16 protein-coding genes are annotated in these 17390 nt (G+C 70.6%); 6 read left to right on the top strand and 10 right to left on the bottom strand.

Translation table 11 applies throughout. From position 1 onward, the window contains the following. Positions 1–9 precede the first annotated feature (9 nt). Complete coding sequence (locus ACIQBL_RS18845; protein WP_401943003.1) at positions 10–915, bottom strand: fumarylacetoacetate hydrolase family protein; 906 nt, start codon at positions 913–915, stop codon at positions 10–12. Positions 916–1105: 190 nt separating this feature from the next. Here ACIQBL_RS18845 and ACIQBL_RS18840 point away from each other — a divergent pair, with 190 nt between their 5' ends. Together ACIQBL_RS18840 and ACIQBL_RS18835 are read left to right on the top strand one after the other, a co-directional pair. Further along, complete coding sequence (locus ACIQBL_RS18840) at positions 1106–2845, top strand: hypothetical protein (protein ID WP_401943000.1); 1740 nt, start codon at positions 1106–1108, stop codon at positions 2843–2845. Between the two features lie 187 nt (positions 2846–3032). After that, on the top strand, positions 3033–4766 hold the full coding sequence (locus ACIQBL_RS18835; RefSeq protein ID WP_401942998.1) for an LCP family protein: 1734 nt from the start codon (positions 3033–3035) through the stop codon (positions 4764–4766). Positions 4767–4773: 7 nt separating this feature from the next. Here the strand turns inward: ACIQBL_RS18835 and ACIQBL_RS18830 are convergent, their stop codons facing one another. The 7 genes from ACIQBL_RS18830 to ACIQBL_RS18800 are packed head-to-tail and all read right to left on the bottom strand — an operon-like array spanning position 4774 to position 12021. Continuing rightward, the gene (locus ACIQBL_RS18830; RefSeq protein WP_401942996.1) at positions 4774–5238 is read right to left on the bottom strand and encodes a DUF5990 family protein; all 465 of its coding nucleotides are present in this window, start codon (positions 5236–5238) and stop codon (positions 4774–4776) included. 34 nt (positions 5239–5272) lie between these two features. Further along, on the bottom strand, positions 5273–6280 hold the full coding sequence (locus tag ACIQBL_RS18825) for an ABC transporter ATP-binding protein (protein WP_401942994.1): 1008 nt from the start codon (positions 6278–6280) through the stop codon (positions 5273–5275). Then, positions 6277–7350 (bottom strand): ABC transporter ATP-binding protein, encoded by a 1074-nt coding sequence (locus ACIQBL_RS18820; protein WP_401942991.1) that lies wholly within the window; start codon positions 7348–7350, stop codon positions 6277–6279. The genes ACIQBL_RS18825 and ACIQBL_RS18820 overlap by 4 nt, the downstream gene beginning before the upstream one ends. After that, a complete protein-coding gene (locus tag ACIQBL_RS18815) occupies positions 7343–8311 on the bottom strand; it encodes an ABC transporter permease (protein ID WP_401942988.1) in 969 nt (322 codons plus the stop codon). Before ACIQBL_RS18815 ends, ACIQBL_RS18820 begins: the two co-directional genes overlap by 8 nt. A gap of 5 nt (positions 8312–8316) precedes the next feature. Next, a complete protein-coding gene (locus ACIQBL_RS18810) occupies positions 8317–9345 on the bottom strand; it encodes an ABC transporter permease (RefSeq protein WP_401942985.1) in 1029 nt (342 codons plus the stop codon). Then, positions 9342–11066 carry an ABC transporter substrate-binding protein gene (locus tag ACIQBL_RS18805; RefSeq protein ID WP_401942982.1) on the bottom strand — a complete coding sequence of 575 codons (1725 nt, stop codon included), beginning with the start codon at positions 11064–11066 and terminating at the stop codon, positions 9342–9344. The genes ACIQBL_RS18810 and ACIQBL_RS18805 overlap by 4 nt, the downstream gene beginning before the upstream one ends. 58 nt (positions 11067–11124) lie before the next feature. Then, positions 11125–12021 carry a proline iminopeptidase-family hydrolase gene (locus ACIQBL_RS18800; RefSeq protein ID WP_401942979.1) on the bottom strand — a complete coding sequence of 299 codons (897 nt, stop codon included), beginning with the start codon at positions 12019–12021 and terminating at the stop codon, positions 11125–11127. A gap of 297 nt (positions 12022–12318) precedes the next feature. Here ACIQBL_RS18800 and ACIQBL_RS18795 point away from each other — a divergent pair, with 297 nt between their 5' ends. Further along, positions 12319–13035 carry a FadR/GntR family transcriptional regulator gene (locus ACIQBL_RS18795; protein WP_401944029.1) on the top strand — a complete coding sequence of 239 codons (717 nt, stop codon included), beginning with the start codon at positions 12319–12321 and terminating at the stop codon, positions 13033–13035. 120 nt (positions 13036–13155) lie between these two features. Here ACIQBL_RS18795 and ACIQBL_RS18790 read toward each other — a convergent pair whose 3' ends face one another. Beyond that, entirely contained in the window at positions 13156–13998 is an 843-nt protein-coding gene (locus ACIQBL_RS18790) for a PhzF family phenazine biosynthesis protein (protein ID WP_401942978.1), read from the bottom strand. Between the two features lie 117 nt (positions 13999–14115). Here ACIQBL_RS18790 and ACIQBL_RS18785 point away from each other — a divergent pair, with 117 nt between their 5' ends. The 3 genes from ACIQBL_RS18785 to ACIQBL_RS18775 all read left to right on the top strand — a co-directional run bounded on the left by ACIQBL_RS18785 (position 14116) and on the right by ACIQBL_RS18775 (position 16516). Further along, positions 14116–15159 carry a permease gene (locus ACIQBL_RS18785; RefSeq protein WP_401942975.1) on the top strand — a complete coding sequence of 348 codons (1044 nt, stop codon included), beginning with the start codon at positions 14116–14118 and terminating at the stop codon, positions 15157–15159. Continuing rightward, the gene (locus tag ACIQBL_RS18780) at positions 15156–15896 is read left to right on the top strand and encodes a TIGR03943 family putative permease subunit (RefSeq protein ID WP_401942972.1); all 741 of its coding nucleotides are present in this window, start codon (positions 15156–15158) and stop codon (positions 15894–15896) included. The genes ACIQBL_RS18785 and ACIQBL_RS18780 overlap by 4 nt, the downstream gene beginning before the upstream one ends. A gap of 167 nt (positions 15897–16063) precedes the next feature. Beyond that, positions 16064–16516, top strand: a complete 453-nt coding sequence (locus ACIQBL_RS18775) for a phospholipase (RefSeq protein WP_401942970.1) — start codon at positions 16064–16066, stop codon at positions 16514–16516. 91 nt (positions 16517–16607) lie between these two features. Here ACIQBL_RS18775 and ACIQBL_RS18770 read toward each other — a convergent pair whose 3' ends face one another. Next, positions 16608–17387 (bottom strand): DeoR/GlpR family DNA-binding transcription regulator, encoded by a 780-nt coding sequence (locus ACIQBL_RS18770; protein WP_401942967.1) that lies wholly within the window; start codon positions 17385–17387, stop codon positions 16608–16610. Between the last annotated feature and the right edge of the window lie 3 nt (positions 17388–17390).

The following is a 17390-nucleotide window of genomic DNA, read 5'->3' as shown; positions in this document are numbered from 1 at the left end:
AGGGTCGTCTCAGATCGCGTCGGTCACAGCGGTGCGCTGCACACCGAGGTCGATGCGTCCGTCCGGGGTGGCGAAGTCGGCCGTCACGACATCGCCCGCGTGCAGGTAACGGGGGTTGCGGGCCTGGGTCTTGAAGTACGCCCACTTCACGGCGGGTGGCAACAGCGCGCCGAGCTTCTCGACGGCCTTCGGCGGGGCCTCCAGCGCGGTACCGCCGGGGGTGCCGGTCAGCAGCAGGTCGCCGGGGTCCAGCGTCTGGAACCGGGCCGGCAGGGTGAGCGCCCGCGCCGGCCGCACGATCATGTCGGCGAGGGTGCGGTCCTGCCGTGGCTCCCCGTTGACATTCAACTGCAGCCGCAGATCGAGGAGATGGGCGAAGTCTTCCCGCTCCAGCAGGCAGAGGTACGGCCCCGTCGGCGTGAACGTGGGGCACGACTTGCTCTCGTAGAACTGCGTCTTCGTCAGCTGGACGTCCCGCGCGCTGACGTCGTCGGTGACGACGAGCCCGGTGACGTACGACGGCAGGTCCCGTTCCTCCACCACGGTGCCCACCGGCAGCGACGCCCCCATGACGAGCCGGAGTTCGACCTCGTATTCGACCTCGTGGTCGAGGAAGTCCACATGCGGCGGGCGGACGATGGCGTCACCGGGGCCGCTGACCGAGCCGGACGCCTTGCGGAAAAAGGTGGTCGGGATGTCGCCGCGGAATCCCGAATCGCGGGCGTGGCTGCGGTAGTTGACCATCTGGGCGACGACCCGGCACGGGGTGGTGACGGGGGAGAGGGGCACGAGGTCGGCCACCGGAGTACCCGACTCGTCGCTGACGGCGGCCTCCCGGACCGCGTCACGGTCGGCGAGCAACTCCGCGGTCGTGCGGGCCTTGGCCGCGATGCGGACGGCGCGGGCGTCGCGCACGACGTGGCGCGGCGGCCCCTGCCCGACCTCGGCTGACGCGCCGCCTCTCCTCGTATTTCACCGCTTTCTTCCCCAGCTCTTCCCTTTGATCGGTGAACCTCGTCGGCTCTTTTCACCTCTACGACATGTAGTAGGGGTGACCCCCGCGTGAACGGCCGACCGACGGGGACGGAGCAAGGAGAACGACGCCATGGATGACGGTCCCCGCGCCGGCGGTGGTCTCCGGTCTAGGCAGCGCGATGCGCCCGCCGTGACGGTGCCGCTCACGACCGGGCCCGCGGCACCGCAGCAGCTGCACCGGGGGATGACGCTGATCGCCGCGATCAGCCTGTTCATCGGCACCCGCGACGCCTGGACGAGGGCGATGACCTCCCATCCACCCGTCGCCGGAATCATCTCCGTCTGTTACGCCGGGATCCTCGTCGCCGGCGTCCTCGCCCTCATCACGCGCACCCGGCGCGCCCTGACCCGGGTCGACGCCGGCGTCCTGCTGCTCGCCGTCGTGCTGGTGCTCTGCGGCTACTGGCTCAACCACGCCGGCACCGACGAGGGCGTACTCACCGCGCAGGCCGCGAACCAGATCCTGCACGGCCACCCCGTCTACGGTCAGCCCTGGCCGTGGCTCTTCGACTCCTCGTCCGTCGGCATCACCAAGACCATGGCGGGCGGCGCCGACTACACCTACGGCTACCCGCCGCTGACCGCGCTGCTCGCCGCCCCCGTCCACGCCGTGATCCACTCGACGGCCGCCGCCACCCTGGTCACCACCGGCGCGCTCCTGGTGGGCGCCGTCCTGCTGTGGCTGCTACTCCCGGCGCCCTGGCGGTCCGGCGCCACCACCGTGTGCCTCGGTTTCGGCATCCTGCCCGGCTACGCCTACTCCGGCTACCCCGCCGTCCTCGCCATGGTGCTCCTCGTCCCGGTGGTGGTCAGGTGGCCCGACACCGGCGCCGGCGGCCGGCTCGGACTCCCCGGAGTACTCCAGGCCCTCTGCCTCGGCGCGGCCTGCGCCACCCAGCAACTCGCCTGGTTCCTCACACCGTTCCTCCTCGTCGGCCTCTACGCCGTCCGGCGCGGCGACCTCGGCCCCCGGCTCGCCCTGGGGGTGGTCGCCCGCTACACCGGCACCGCCGCACTGACCTGGGCCGCCGTCAACGCCTACTTCGCCACCCAGGACTTCCACACCTGGCTGCAGGGCCTGCTGCTCCCGCTCACCCAGAAGGCGATCCTGCACGGCCAGGGCCTCATGGGGATCTCGTACTACCTCACCGCGGGCAGCAGTCACCTCGACTACTACTCCTACGGCAGCCTCCTGTTCCTCCTGGGCCTGCTCGCCGCCACGCTGCTGTTCGTGCGCCGGCTGGGCCCGGCGATCACCGTGCTGCCCTGGCTGAGCTTCTACCTCGCCACCCGGTCCCAGGACGGCTACTTCCTGATGATGACCCCGCTGTGGCTCGCGGCGGCGGCCACCGTCCCCGCCTCCGCGCTCGCCTCGGCCTGGCAGCCCCGCGTCCCGCACGTGACCGGACACCGCGCCAAGGCCGTCCTCGCGGCGGGGCTCGTCGTGCCCGCTGTGCTGTGCGTCACGGTCGCCGCGGCCAGCGGGCCGCCGCTGCGGATGAGTGTGACGGCGAACTACGTGGAACGGTCGGGCCATCGGGACATCACCGCCCTCGTGACGCGCGTCGTCAACACCACGGCGAACCGGCTCACCCCGCACTTCGCCAGCCGCCTCGGGCAGGGCGCCTCCGCCTGGTGGACCGCCTCCGGCGGCCCGAAGTCCCTGGCCCCGCACGCCTCCGCGACGTACGTCGTGAAGCCGCCAGGCGGTGTCCGGCGGGTGCCGGGCGGGTCGCATCCACGCTTCTATCTGATCGCCGTGACAGGGACTCCGATGACCATCACCACGACGAAAATTCCGATCAGTTGAACAATCTTGACGCAAAATGCGATCTCGTACATGAGGAAGGCGCTACAACGTTCTCATCTGAGATTGTTATATTGCGCAACCACGCAAGCGAGACGGGAACCCCGTCCCGCCCGACCCGACACGGCCGCGCGCCCCTGGCCGCAGCACCGAAGGCCTGAACGGCCCGACCGTTTTGTGGGAGTGCCAGATGACCGACCTCGGGGACGGACCCGTGGGCCACGCCACGCGCAGTCGCACGCGAGGGGTGCCCAGACCGCGTGCGAGTGAGGCGGACGAACCGCTGCCCACCGGCGGCCGGGCCGCCGCCCGTGCCGCGGCCCGCCAGGCTCCGCGCGGCGGATCCCGCGCGCAGGGCCGCGCCGCCCAGCGCCGCCGCGCCAAGCAGGCCCCGCGCGGCAAGCGGGTGTTGAAGATCACCGCGATATCCCTGTCGGTGCTCATCATGGTGACCGCGGGCGCCGGCTGGTGGTTCTACGAGCACCTGAACGGCAACATCAACAGCATCGCGATCGACGACGGCGCGGGCGGCAAGGAGAAGGCCGACGCCTTCGGCCGTACGCCGATCAACCTCCTGGTGATGGGCAGCGATGCCCGGACCAGCGCGACCGACTGCAAGCTCGGCGGCGGCTGTGCGCAGACCGGCGTGCAGTCCGGCAACGGCAACGCGGACGTGGAGATGGTCGTGCACATCTCCGCCGACCGCTCGAACGCCACCGTGATGAGCATCCCCCGCGACACCATGACCCAGGTCCCCGCCTGCAAGGACCCGAAGAGCAGCCAGTCGACTCCCGGCTACTACGGCCAGATCAACAGCGCGCTGCAGTACGGGCAGGAGTGCCAGGTCAAGACCGTGCACGCGCTCACCGGCATCGCCATCGACCACTTCGTACAGATGGACTTCTCCGGCGTGGTGAAGATGTCCGACGCGGTCGGCGGTGTCTCGGTGTGCGTCAACGCCGACGTCTACGACACCTACTCGCACCTGAAACTCGCCAAGGGCACCCACACCCTCAAGGGCAACGCGGCACTGGAGTTCGTCCGCTCCCGGCACGGCTTCGGCGACGGCAGCGACCTGGGCCGTACCGTCTCCCAGCACCTCTTCCTCAGCGCGATGATCCGCAAGTTCAAGAGCGCCGGCACCCTCACCGACCCCACGGCCGTCTACGACCTGGCCGACGCCGCCACCAAGGCGCTCACCGTGGACACGGGCCTCGGCACCGTCAAGAAGCTCATCGGGCTCGCCGCGGACCTCGACAAGGTCCCCACCAAGCGCATGACGTTCACCACGATGCAGACCGGCGCCGACCCGGCCAACCCCAACCGGGTCGTGCCCGCCGCCGCGGCCAAGAGCCTGTTCGCGACCATCTCCAACGACCAGTCGCTGACCAGCTCGTCCGGCAAGAAGACCGCCGCGGCCACCGCGACCGCCACGGCGGTCGCCGTCCCCGCCGCGCAGATCGCCGTCACGGTGGAGAACGGCACCAGCATCAGCGGCCGGGCCTCCACCGTCGCCACCGCCCTGATAGCCGGCGGCTTCAGCTCCGGCACGACCACGGGCAACGCCTCCGTGAGCGCGACCACGACCACGCTCACCTACGGCACCGGGCAGAAGGCCGAGGCCCAGACCGCGGCCAAGGCGATCGGCCTCGCCTCCTCGCACCTCAAGCAGGGCACCGCCACCGGCCTGACCCTGGTGATCGGCACGGACTGGCCCAGCGGCACGACGTACCCCGGCGCCGCCTCGTCCCCGGCCCCCGCCGACACCAAGGCGGCCACGTCCAACGCCCAGGCCTCGACCGCCGACCAGTCGAAGTCCTGCGCCAAGGTCAGCACCTACAAGACGGTCAGCCTCAACGGCGTCCCGATGACCCCGACCCAGGCCTACCGGGCGGCGACCAACAAGAAGGACTCGGCGTCCTGACCGAGAGCTAGAGGGCGGCGGCGGTCCAGGTGATGCGCGGGGGATCGACCCGCGCGCACAGCGGGCCGCCGTCCGCGTCGGTGAGTCCGACGCGGCCGATCAGCAGGCCGTCGCGCGAGGCGGCGGCCAAGACGTCCTCCGGCACGGAGTCGAGCACGAGCTTGGCCCGCCGGAACATCGTGAAGACACCGGCCTCGTCGACCGTGCCCCACGACAGATAGACGAACCGGCGCCCCAACCGGTGCTGCACATAAGGGCCCTTCACCACGAAGCCGTCCGGCGAGGCCTCCGCCGTGCACTCCAGGTTCCAGGTCGCGGACACGGCGTCGCCCGGCGCCGGGTCGAGAAGTTCCGTCGGCCGGTCCCGGCGCTGCACCGCGACATGGACGTTGTCGTACGTCGGGACGGGGTTGCCGGCGGGGGCGGGGCAGGTGCGGCCGGGCAGATCGACGGCGTCGATGCGAATGTGCATACGGGCCATCATGCCGGGTCCGCCCTCCGTCCCCTCAGTCGATCAAGGGGAAGTGGCAGGCGGTCCGGCGTCCGGAAGCCGTCACGGTCAGCTGGGGGCGTTCCCGCGCGCACCGCTCCCGCGCGTAGGGGCAACGCGTGCGGAAGGGGCAGCCCGTCGGCTTGTCCACCGGGTTGGGGACCTCCCCGGTGAGCACGATCCGCTCCCGGGAGACCTCGTCGCCGACCGTGCCGTCGTCGATGTCCGGGACCGCCGACAACAGCGCCTGTGTGTAGGGATGGGCCGGCTCCTTGTACAGGGCCTCCGTCTCGCCGAGTTCGACGATCTCACCGAGATACATGACCGCGATCCGGTCCGACACATGCCGGACCACCCCGAGGTCGTGCGCGATGAAGACGTAGGTGAGCGCGAACTCCTCCTGCAGATCCGCGAACAGGTTCAACACCTGCGCCTGGATCGACACATCGAGCGCCGACACCGGTTCGTCCGCGACGATCAGCTTCGGATTCGTCGCCAACGCCCGCGCGATACCGATGCGTTGCCGCTGCCCGCCGGAGAACTCGTGCGGATAACGGTCCAGATGGGCCGAGGCCAGCCCTACGACGTCGAAGAGCTCCGCGACCCGCCGGCGCACGGCGGCGGCGTCGCCGTACCGGTGCACGAGCAGCGGCTCCGCCACGATGTCCCCGGCGCGGCGGCGCGGGTTCAGCGAGGCCTGCGGATCCTGGAACACCAGCTGCATCCCCGGACGCACGGGACGCAGCCGGCGCGTGGACAGGGTGCTGATGTCCTGACCGTCGAACTCGACCCGGCCGCCCGTGAGTTCGGTGAGCCGGACCAGACAGCGGCCCAGCGTCGACTTGCCGCAGCCGGACTCGCCGACGATGCCGAGGGTCTCGCCCGCGCGCACCTCCAACGACACCCCGTCCACGGCCCGCAGCACCCTGCGGTGCCGGGAGAACCCGTCCGCGCGCAGGGGGTAGTGCTTGGTGACGTCCGAGGCGCGCAGCAGCACCTCGGTCGTTGTCGTCCGCGCGCTCACGGTGTCGCCTCTCGTTCCATGTCCGGTACGTCCGTCGCCGCCGCCCGTGAGGTCAGGCGCAGCGAGGCACGGTCGTCGTCGGGCAGCCAGCAGGCGTCGCGGTGCGCGCCCGCACCGGAGCCGGCCTCCGAGCCCACGGCAGAGCCCGCCGACAGCACCGGCCGCTCCTCGCACCGGTCGTGCCGCAACCGGCACCGGGGCGCGAACGCACACCCCTCCGGCAGACTCCCCGGCGCGACCGGCATCCCCGCGATGGTGGGCAGCCGCCGCAACCGGGGCCCGCCCACGCGCGGTACCGAGTCGAGCAGCCCCCACGTGTACGGGTGTCGCGGCCCGTGGAACACCGCCCGGCGCGGACCTTCCTCGGCCGCCCGCCCGCCGTACATCACCAGGACCCGGTCGGCGATCTGCGAGATCACGCCCATGTCGTGGGTGATGAGGACGACGGCCGAACCCCGCGTGTTCAACTCCCGCATGAGATCGAGGATTTGGGCCTGGACGGTGACATCGAGCGCCGTCGTCGGCTCGTCGGCGATCAGCAGCGCGGGGCCGCACGAGAGGGCCATCGCGATGACCGCGCGCTGCCGCATGCCGCCGGAGAACTCGTGCGGGAAGGCGTTCGCGCGGGAGGCCGCGTCCGGGATGCCGACATCGGAGAGCAGACGGACAGCACGCGCGTGCGCCTCCTTGCGGGACACCTTCTCGTGCGCCCGGATCTGCTCGGCGATCTGCCAGCCCACCGTGTACACGGGCGTGAGCGCGGTCATCGGGTCCTGGAAGACCATGGCGATCTCCCGGCCGCGTACCGCCCGCATCTCCTTGTCCGGAAGGGTGAGCAAGTCCCGTCCACGGAAGCGGACTTCGCCCTCGACGGTGACGTTCGGACTGGTCAGCAGCCGCAGCACGGCCAGCATCGAGACGCTCTTGCCCGAGCCCGACTCACCCACCACACCCAGGATCTCACCGGGCGACACCGAGAAGGACAGGCCGTCGACGACCGTGACGGAGCCTCGGCGGGTGCGGAAAGACACCCTCAAGTCGTGTACGTCCAGCAGGGGTTGGTCAGGCATGGCGGGCCCTCGGGTCGAGTCGGGCGTACAGGATGTCCACCAGGGCGTTGGCGAGGACCACGAAGAACGCCGCGTACAGGACCGTGCCCATGATCACGGGCAGATCCAGGTTCTGGAGGGCGTCGAAGGTCAGCTTGCCGATGCCGGGGAGGCCGAAGACCACCTCGGTGAGCAGCGCGGCGCCGCCCACCAATGCGCCGAAGTCCAGGCCGAACAGCGACACGATCGGGATCAGCGAGCAGCGCAGGGCGTGCCGGATCAGGATGCGCCGCTCGGAGAGGCCCTTGGCGCGCGCGGTGCGGACGTAGTCCTCGTTCAGGGCACTGACGACCTCGCCGCGCAGCAGCCGGGCGTAGATCCCGGCGTACAGCAGCGCGAGGGTCAGCCAGGGGAAGAGCAGGTGCAGGGCCCACTGGCCGGGGTCGCGGCCGATGCCGACGTATCCGGGTGGTGGCACCCAGGAGAACACCGAACTGTGCAACTGCTTCTGGGTGATGAGGTTGACGACCTCGCCGAGCCAGTAGGCCGGCAGGGAGACCCCGACCACGCCGACGAGCATGATCAGCGGGTCGGCCGCCTTGCCGCGCAGGGCCGCCGCGGCGGTGCCCATGACGATGCCGGCCGTCATCCAGATCAGCGCGGCGCCGACGACGAGCGACAGGGTCACCGGGGTGGCCTGCACGATCTGCGGGATGACGCGGGAGCCGCGGTTGACGAACGACTCCAGGTCGCGGTCGATCAGGAGGTGCCGCATCATCAGCAAGTAGCGGACGGGCATGGGCCGGTCGAGGCCGAAGGAGTGCCGCACCTGGGCGAGCGTGGCCGGGTCTGCGTTGCGGCCCGCGATACGCGCGGCGGGGTCGACTCCCGGTGTGGCGAAGAAGATCAGGAAGACCAGGACACTGATCGCGAACATGACGAGAAGGGCGGAGGCAAAGCGTTTGACGATGAACCGGAGCATGACCGTCACACCCCTCCGCGCAGCCGGGCGCCCGGGTCGAGCGCGTCGCGCACCCCGTCGCCGAGGACGTTGAGGGCCGCCGTGGTCAGCGCGATCAGCAGGCCGGGCGCGATCGTCACGGCGGGCCGGGTGTAGAGCAGCCCGAGTCCGTCCTCGATGATCGTGCCCCAACTGGCGTCCGGCGGCTGGACGCCCACGGACAGGAAGGACAGCGCCGACTCGGTCAGCATCGCCAGCGCGGTCATCAGCGGGACGAACACGATCGCCGTCGGCAGGACGTTCGGCAGCACCTCGCGGCGCAGGATGCGCACGGTCGGCGCCCCGGAGCCCACGGCCGCCTGGATGTACTCCTTGTTCCGCAGCACCAGTACCTGACCGCGCAACGGCCGTGCGATGTACGGCACATAGATCGCCGCGATGATCGCGACGGGCAGCCAGAGACTCCCCGCCTCGACGGTGAGCGGGCCGAGGTGCAGTCCGTCGGTGAGGAGGACGACCGAGAGACAGATCGCCAGCAGGTACACCGGGAAGGCCCAAATCACGTCCAGGACACGGGAGATGACGGCGTCCACGACACCGCCCGCGTAACCGGCCACGACTCCGACGACCGTACCGAGGGCACAGGTGAGCAGCGCCGCCGTGAACCCGATGAACAGGCTCGTCCGGCCGCCGTAGAGCAGCCGGGCCATGACGTCGCGGCCCTGGTTGTCGGCGCCGAGGAAGTAGTGGGCCGGGTCCCAGGTCGGGCCGATCGGGGTGACGCCGAGGCCGAGGCCGGTGCTGCTCGGGGTGAGCACCGGCACGGTCTTCCCGTCGACGACCGTGGTACCGGAGACATGGGACTGGAAGGGGTCGGTGTGGGCGATGTGGTGCGCGTACAGCGGTGCGCACAGGGTCGCCAGGACGACGAGGAACAGGACGACGGCCGCGGCCGACGCCGACCTGTTGTGCAACAGGTCGGCGCCGGCCGTCCGCCAGGGGCCCGGCGAGCGCCGGGCCTCCGGGGTGGCCAACTGGGTTGCGGCGGTCCTCACTTGACCCACGTCTGGCCGACGAGCATGTAGAACTGCTTGCTGAACTGGTAGTTGCCCAGGCGCTTCGACGTGAAGTCGATGATCTTCGGGTTGATCAGCGGGACGACCGGGGACTGCTGCATGATCGCCTGATCGATGGCGCCCCACTGCTTGTTCGCCGTCGTCGGGTCCGTCTGCGCGGTCTTCAGCGCGGTCTGCATCTTCGCGTCGACGTCCTTGTCGCAGAAGCCCGCGATGTTGATGCTGGAGTCGCTTCCCGGGTGGAACGCGGCGCAGGAGAACAGCACGTTGAGGAAGTCCGAGGCCGCCGGATAGTCCTGGTACCAAGAGGTCAGGGCGAGTTGGACCTTGTTCTTGGTGTTCTGGATGTAGGTGAACTGGATGTTCGCCGACAGCGGCTTCAGCGTCGCCTTGTAGCCGAGCTGGGTGAGCAGGCTCTGCAGGTACTGCCCGATCGACTTGTTGACGTCGTCGTCCTGGGTGACGATGCCGACCTCCTGCCCCGCCGTACCGGACTGCTTCACCAGCGCCTTGGCCTTGGCGAGGTCCGCGGCGGTCCAGGTCGTGCCGCCGCCCTTGGTGTAGTCGCACGAGGCGACGTGCCCGGGGAAGCCCGGCGGCAGGATCGTGCACGCGGGGGAGGCGAGGTTGGTGCCGCCGTACAGCCGCACCACGGCCGACCGGTCCATGGCCCAGTTGATCGCCTGGCGCGCCAACTTGTTGTTGAACGGGGCCGTGTTGACGTTCAGCGTCGCGTACCAGAACGCCGTCAGCGGGTTCACATGCGCCTGGGAGGCGTACTTGGTGCCGATCTCGTTGAGCCGGTCGGCGGGCGGCGCGTCGAACATCCAGTCCGCCTGGCCGTTCTCCACGGCGGTCACCTCGGACTCGACGGTCTGCCCGAAGGTGTAGTCGATCTCGTCCGGGTAACCCTGCGGTTCGGCCTCCCGCGACCACTCCTTGAAGTGCGGGTTGCGCACCAGTTTCAGCTCACGGTTCGGGTCGTACGAGGCCGCCATGTACGGGCCGGTCGTCGGCAGCGGCTTGGTGCCCGCGTCCTTCGTCGGCGAGTCCTTCGGCACGATGCTGGCGTGCGGGACGGCGAGCTTGTACGGGAACTCCGAGTCCGGTGCGGTGAGGTTGATCGTGACCGTGTTCGCCGTCGCGTCGCCGGTCACACCGCCCTTCAGCGTGCAGGAGGCCGGTGTCTTCAGACAGGCGGTGGCGCCGACGATGCCGTTGTAGAAGGTGCCGGCGGTGGGGCTGGAGACCTTGAAGACGCGCTGGAAGGACGCCACCACGTCGTCGGTGGTGAGCGCCTTGCCGTTGGAGAAGGTGATGCCCTTGCGGAGCGTGAAGGTGTACGTCTTCCCGCCGTTGGTGACCTTCGGCATGGCCGCGGCCAGGTCCGGGACGACCGTGAACGACGACTGGCCGCCGACCTTCTTGAACGACAGCAGCCCGTCGTACATCGACTGGTACAACTGCCAGTACTGGAGCGTGTAGTTGACCTGCGGATCGAAGCTGCCCGCCGCCGCGTGGGCGACCAGCTTCAGGGTGCCGCCCTTGTGCTGCGGCTGGAACGCGGAGGAGCCGGACGCCGACGAGGACGTGGTCGGGCCGGAGGAGGAGCCGCCGTCGGAGGACGAACAGGCGGCTGCGGTCAGGGCGAGGGCGACGGTGGCGGCGGCGAACGCGCCCCGTCTCGTGCTGCGGGACATCCAGGGAACTCCCGTCGGAGGAACGGCGGTTGGGTCGGCCGGGGGAGAGGCCGAAGGCTCAGTCGGTGGAGTCGAGGAAGGTGCCCACGACCCGGAGGTAGAGCTCCTCCTCCTCGACGTGCGGCATGTGGCTGGACTGCTCGAACATGTGCCAGCGCACGTCGGGGATGCGGTCGGCGAACGGGCGCAGCGTCTCGGGAGTCGCCTCGTCGTACCGGCCGGACACCAGCAGGGTCGGCGCCTCGACGAGAGGGAGCCGGTCGATCACGGACCAGTCCTTCATGGTGCCGACGACATGGAACTCGTTCGGCCCGTTCATCGTGTGGTAGACGGTCGGGTCGGCCGCGATGTTCTCCCAAGTCGCCTGTACCTCGGGCGGGTTGGGGATGAGGCGGCACACATGGCGCTCGTTGAAGACCTGCTCGGCGGCGAGGTAGTCGGGGTGGTCGGTGGTCCCGGCCGCCTCGTGGGCGAGCAGGGTCCGCTGGACCTCGGGCGGCAGTTCGGCCCGCAGTTCGGCGGCTGCCGCGAGCCACAACTCCATGGATGCGGGGGAGTTGGCGATGACCAGGCCCCGAAGTCCGGCCGGACGGCGTACGGCGTGCTCGGCGGCGAGCATGCCGCCCCAGGACTGGCCGAGGAGGTGGTAGGCGTCGGCGATGCCCAGCGCCTTGAGGAGATTGTCGAGTTCGTCGAGGAAGAGCTGGACGGTCCAGAAGTCGGCGCCCTCGTCGGGCAGATGGGTGGACAGCCCGGTGCCGAGCTGGTCGTAGTGCACCACTTGGCGTCCCTGCTCGGCGATGCCCGCGATGCTGAGCGTGTAGTTGTGGCCGGCGCCGGGTCCGCCGTGCAGGACGACCAGGGGGGTCCTGCCGGGCTTGCCGGTGATCCGGTACCAGGTGGAATGGCCGTTGAAGTCGACGGTGCCGGTGTGATTCGGTTCGGGAATCGCCACGCGAGGGCCTCTCAGGCGGGCCGTCCGCCAGGCCGGATTCCGGCTCTGGCCTCTGGCTGAAACGAAAAGGATGTGACGGATGGGTGAGATAGTGATTGGGTAAAAGGTCAGCGCACAAGACCTTTTAGCGGGGGCAGGGCAAGACGTAACGGCGAGTTCACGTGGCCCGCCCGCGTTTACAGAAGCGGCATTGAAGGGGGAGGACAGCTGACATCCGTACCTGAGGCATCCGAAGCCGGGGACGAGTTCTCGCGCGTCCTCGACCGCGTCCTCCTCGGCGGCTCCCCGACCTCCGCGCTGCGCCCGGTCCGGGTCGCCTCGGCGGTCGACGAGGTCTCCGACCGCCTTCTCACCGCGATCGCCGTCGGCGACTTCCTGCCGGGCGAACGACTGCCCGCCGAGCGCGAACTCGCCGGGCTGCTCCGGGTCAGCCGCCCCACCGTGCGTGAGGCGGTCGCCCGCCTCCAGGCCGTGGGCGTGGTCGAGATCCGCCGCGGCCGCAACGGCGGCACCTACGTCCGCGACAGCTGGACCGAGTCGACGGCCGCCGCGGTCCGGCACACCCTGCTGCCGCGCTGGGAGGAGTTCGAGCAACTCTTCGACCTGCGCGGCCTGGTGGAGGGGATGGTGGCCGCGACGGCCGCCCGGCGCCGTAGCGCGAAGCACCTCGACCCCATGCGGGACGCCCTGTCCGCCTACCTCTCCGCGAGCACCCCGCGCGACGCCCACACCGCGGACAGCGCCTTCCACCAGGCCGTCCGCGAGGCCACGGGCAACCCTCAGATCGTCATGCTCAGCCAGGACCTGCTGGCCCGCATCAGCCTCGGCTTCCCCGTCGAACCCTGGGGCAAGGGCGAACAGACCCACTTCCACCAGGGCGGTGAGGACCACAAGGCCCTGTACGAGGCCATCGCGGCGGGCGAGCCCGAACGCGCCGAGGAGATCGCCCGGGGCCACTTCACCATCAGCGCCGACCTGATCCGCGACGTGCTGGCACGGGTCCGGGCGAGCTGAGGCCTGTCCGGCGGATCCTGACGTAGACGCGGGGTCCGTCACGCCCGCCGGCGCTGGTCAGGCCCCGATGCTTTCCCGCGACCTGATCCTTCGGACGGACCCTGGACCGACCTCCGTCGGCTACGACGGCAGGATCATGCCCGTGACCTCGGCGGTGCCGCCCACCTGCACGGTCGCCCCGGGCCGCGCCGTCGCGGTGATCGTGGCGGGACTGCCGAGGGAGTCGCCCATGTCGACGGCGATCCCGGTCACGCCCCGACCCGCCAGATCCGCGGCGAGACAGGCGGTGCTGTTGGCGTTCGCGATGTCCTCCGGGACACCGATCGAGGGCGCGAACATGCGCGCCGCGATCCGGCCGGAGCGTGCCGGGGCCGAGTAGACGTAGCAGCCGAGCAGTCCGAACCGGTCGCAGGCCGCGCCGAGTTGTTCGAAGTCCGGGGCGAGTGCGGCGAGCGTGGAGCGTGTCGCGACCGGAACCAGCAGTCGCGCCCGCCCGACCGAGGCGACACGCGTGCCGGGTGCGAGGGCGTGCGGGGTGACGCCCAGCGCCGGCAGGACGAGCCCGCACTCGGCCGCGGTGGGCTCGCGCAACTCGACCGGCCCCGAGGTGAAGGCGACACGGAAGAGCGCCTTCTCCCGCACGGCCCGGCCGGCGAAGGTGCGCCCCGCCGTCCGCACAGTGGTCCGGTACTCCGTGTCTCCGGCGCGCTCCGCGAGGAAGGCGAGGGCGGCGACCGTGCCGTGGCCGCACGCGGGCAGCTCACCTTCGGCGGTGAAGAAACGAAGGGACACGGCCGGCCCGCGCACCGAGACGAAGACGGCGTGCGACGTGCCCGCCAGCACCGGTACCCGGCACCGTTCGTCGTCGCTCAACGGCACCTCGTCCAGCACGGCGGTCGGGCTGCCGCCGCGGCCCTCGCGCAGACACGCACGGACGATCATGACAGGCGGTCGGTCGATCACACCGGCACCGTACTCCCGAGCCGTGAGCCCCGACCTGCGGCCGGGACGGCGTGGGGGCGCGGTGGCGGCCGTACTCCTCGCTATGTTCTGTCACAACGTCAGACATTCGGAGCAAAAATGCCAAAAACGGATGAGCTGCTTGATGTGACGGAGGCGGCGGCCCAGGCCGCCGTCCACCCACCCGAGCGACGGCGCCGCACCCGCCGCAGACCCCCGCCCGTGAAGGCCGTGGTCATCGCGCTCGGCCTGGCGGCGGCCGTGCTCGTGCTGTCGGGCACGCCGTGGCTGAACGGCCCCGCCGTCGCGGCCTGGCGGACCGTCTGCCTGGCCATCACCGTGCAGGCGCTGCCCTTCCTCCTCCTGGGCACCGCTCTCTCCGGCGCCATCAACGCCTTCGTGCCGGCGGACCTGTTCACCAAGGTGCTGCCCAAGCGGGCCGCGCTCGCCGTCCCGGTCGCCGGGATCGCCGGAGTCGTCCTGCCCGGCTGCGAATGCGCGTCCGTGCCGGTCGCGAACAGCCTGATCCGCCGGGGTGTCACCCCGGCCGCCGCCTTCGCGTTCCTGCTCTCGGCGCCCGCGATCAACCCGATCGTGCTGACCGCCACCGCCGTCGCCTTCCCGGGCAGCCCCGCCATGGTGCTGGCCCGGCTGCTCGCCTCGCTGGCCACCGCGGCCGCCATGGGCTGGCTGTGGCTCTGGCTCGGCCGCGAGGAGTGGCTGCGCCCGGTCGTACGGCACACCGGCCATCAGTCGGGACACAGCCGCCTCACGGAGTTCCGGCTCGGCTTCCAGCACGACTTCCTGCACGCCGGCGGCTTCCTCGTCCTGGGCGCGATGGCCGCGGCCACCTTCAACGTGAGCGTCCCGCGCTCCGTGCTCGACACCTTCTCCGGCTCGCCCTGGCTGTCCGTGCTGTTCCTGGCCGCACTCGCCGTCGTCCTCGCGGTCTGCTCCGAGGCCGACGCGTTCGTAGCCGCCTCGCTCACAGGCTTCTCGCCCACAGCCCGGCTGGCTTTCATGGTGGTCGGCCCCATGGTGGACCTCAAGCTGATCGCCCTTCAGGCCGGCACCTTCGGCCGGGCGTTCGCGCTGCGTTTCTCCACCGCGACCACCGTCGTGGCCGTGGCCGCCAGCGTCCTGATCGGAGGCGCCCTGCTGTGAAGCGCACCGCCCAAGTACTGCTCCTGGTCCTCACCGGCCTGGGCCTCCTGCACACCGCCCTCTTCACCGACCTCTACCTGCGCTACGTCAAGGAGGGCCTGCGCCCGCTGCTGATCGTCTCCGGCGTACTCCTCCTGCTGCTGGGCCTGACCCACGCGGCACTGGACCGCGGTTCGGCAGAGGAGGACAAGCACGACCACGGGCACGACCACGGGCACGACCACTCCACCGCACCCCGCATCGCCTGGCTGCTCTTCCTCCCCGCGCTCAGCCTCCTCCTCTACGCCCCACCCGCCCTCGGCGCCTACACGGCCGCGCACGCCGGCAGCGAGACCGTCAAACAGCAGAAGCGGTTCGCCGCACTGCCCGCGACCTCACCCCTCCCGATGACCCTCACGGACTTCACCACCCGGGTCCAGCAGGACAAGGAGCTGGCCATCAAGGGCCGCAGCGTCGAGATGACCGGCTTCGTGACCCCGGGCCGGGCCGGCGGCTGGGACCTGACCCGGATCATCTTCACCTGCTGCGCGGCGGACGCCCAGACGGTCAAGGTGCGGATGTACGGCACCCCGGCGCCGCCCGCCAACACCTGGCTGGCCGTCACCGGGACCTGGCACACCCGGGGCGCACTCGGCACGAGGTCCGCGGCGGCGGCCCTCGACGTCCACGGCACCCGGCCCATCGCCCAGCCGGTCAACGCCTTCACGGACGACCTGCCCCTCACCCCGACCCGGTGACGTCCCGGCCGGATTCTTCCGTGGGGTTCATGCTCCGCTCTCCGGCCGGGTCCGAGAGTTAACGGGTCTTTGGGGCACATGCGGTGTGAAGGGGTGGTCGACGAGTAAATCATCTTGTCATGAACCTGCGATCCGACGGGCGGATCGCGGTCTCGTGGAGGTGTTGGATGCACCGCAGACTCGCCACCGGTCTCGCCGCCTCGACTCTGGCCCTGGTCGCCGTCGTCGCCACCGCGACAGCCGCCACCGCCACACCCGCCGACAAGCCCCAGGTCCTCTCCAGCTGGACCCGGACCAGCGCGTCGAGCTACAACCTGTGGGCCGCGGCCCGCGCCAACCGAACCGCCTGGTCCGCCTACGAGTTCGACTGGTCCACCGACTACTGCTCCGACTCGCCCGACAATCCCTTCGGCTTCCCCTTCGCCGCGTCCTGCGCCCGCCACGACTTCGGCTACCGCAACTACAAGGCCGCCGGCGCCTTCAGCGCCAACAAGTCACGGCTCGACAGCGCCTTCTACGACGACCTCAAGCGCGTCTGCACCAAGTACAGCGGTGCCACCGCGACCGCGTGCGACAGCACCGCGTGGACCTACTACCAGGCCGTCAAAGTCTTCGGATGACAGGCTGACGGACCGTCAACTGGTCGCGGGGTGCGGGACGTCGACCCACGGCGTCCCGCAACTCCGCCCAGGCAAGGCGGGTTCATGTCGGTCACACGGTGACGACCCGAACCCCCGCCTCCTCGAACCGCCGCACCATCTCCGGCGCCACCGCCGTGTCCGTCACCAGCGTGTCCACCGACTCCGCCGAACAGATCCGCGCGAACGCGCGCTGACCGAGCTTGCTGGAGTCGGCCGCGACGATCACGCGCTCGGCGCGCTCGCACAGCAGCCGGTTGATCGCTGCCTCCGCCTCGTCGTGGGCCGCCGCGCCGTGCGTCACGTCGAAGGCGACCACACCGAGCACCGCCACATCGACGGTGATCTGCGAGAGCACCCCGTCCGCGAGGGGCCCGACGAGTTCGTACGACTGCGGGCGCGCGACGCCACCGGTCAGCACGATCTTGAACTGGGGCCGTACGGCAAGCTCGTTGGCGATGTTGAGCGCGTTTGTCACGATGGTCAGCGCGGGTGTTCCGGAGCCCAGGTCTCCGCGCACGGCCAGGGCGCGGGCCACCTCCGTGGTGGTCGTACCGCCGGTCAGCCCCACCGCCTCGCCGGGCGCGACGAGTTCGGCGACCGCCTTCGCGATGCGCTGCTTCTCGGAGGCGTGCCGGGCGGTCTTGTAGCGCAACGGCAGTTCGTACGACACCCCGTGCACGACGGCGCCGCCCCGGGTGCGCACCAGCATCTGCTGCTCGGCGAGTTGGTCGAAGTCACGGCGGATCGTCGCGGCCGATACCGCGAGGTCGGCAGCCGCCTCCTCGACGTCGAGCCGCCCGCGCTCCACGAGCAGCTCCAGCAGCGTCTTCCAGCGGGCGTCGCGGGACATCCG

It is taken from the genome of Streptomyces sp. NPDC088350 (assembly GCF_044753545.1).
Classification (GTDB): Bacteria; Actinomycetota; Actinomycetes; order Streptomycetales; family Streptomycetaceae; genus Streptomyces.
The sequence above is the reverse complement of the archived record's forward strand: the minus strand, read 5'-3'. Positions and strand labels throughout refer to the sequence as shown.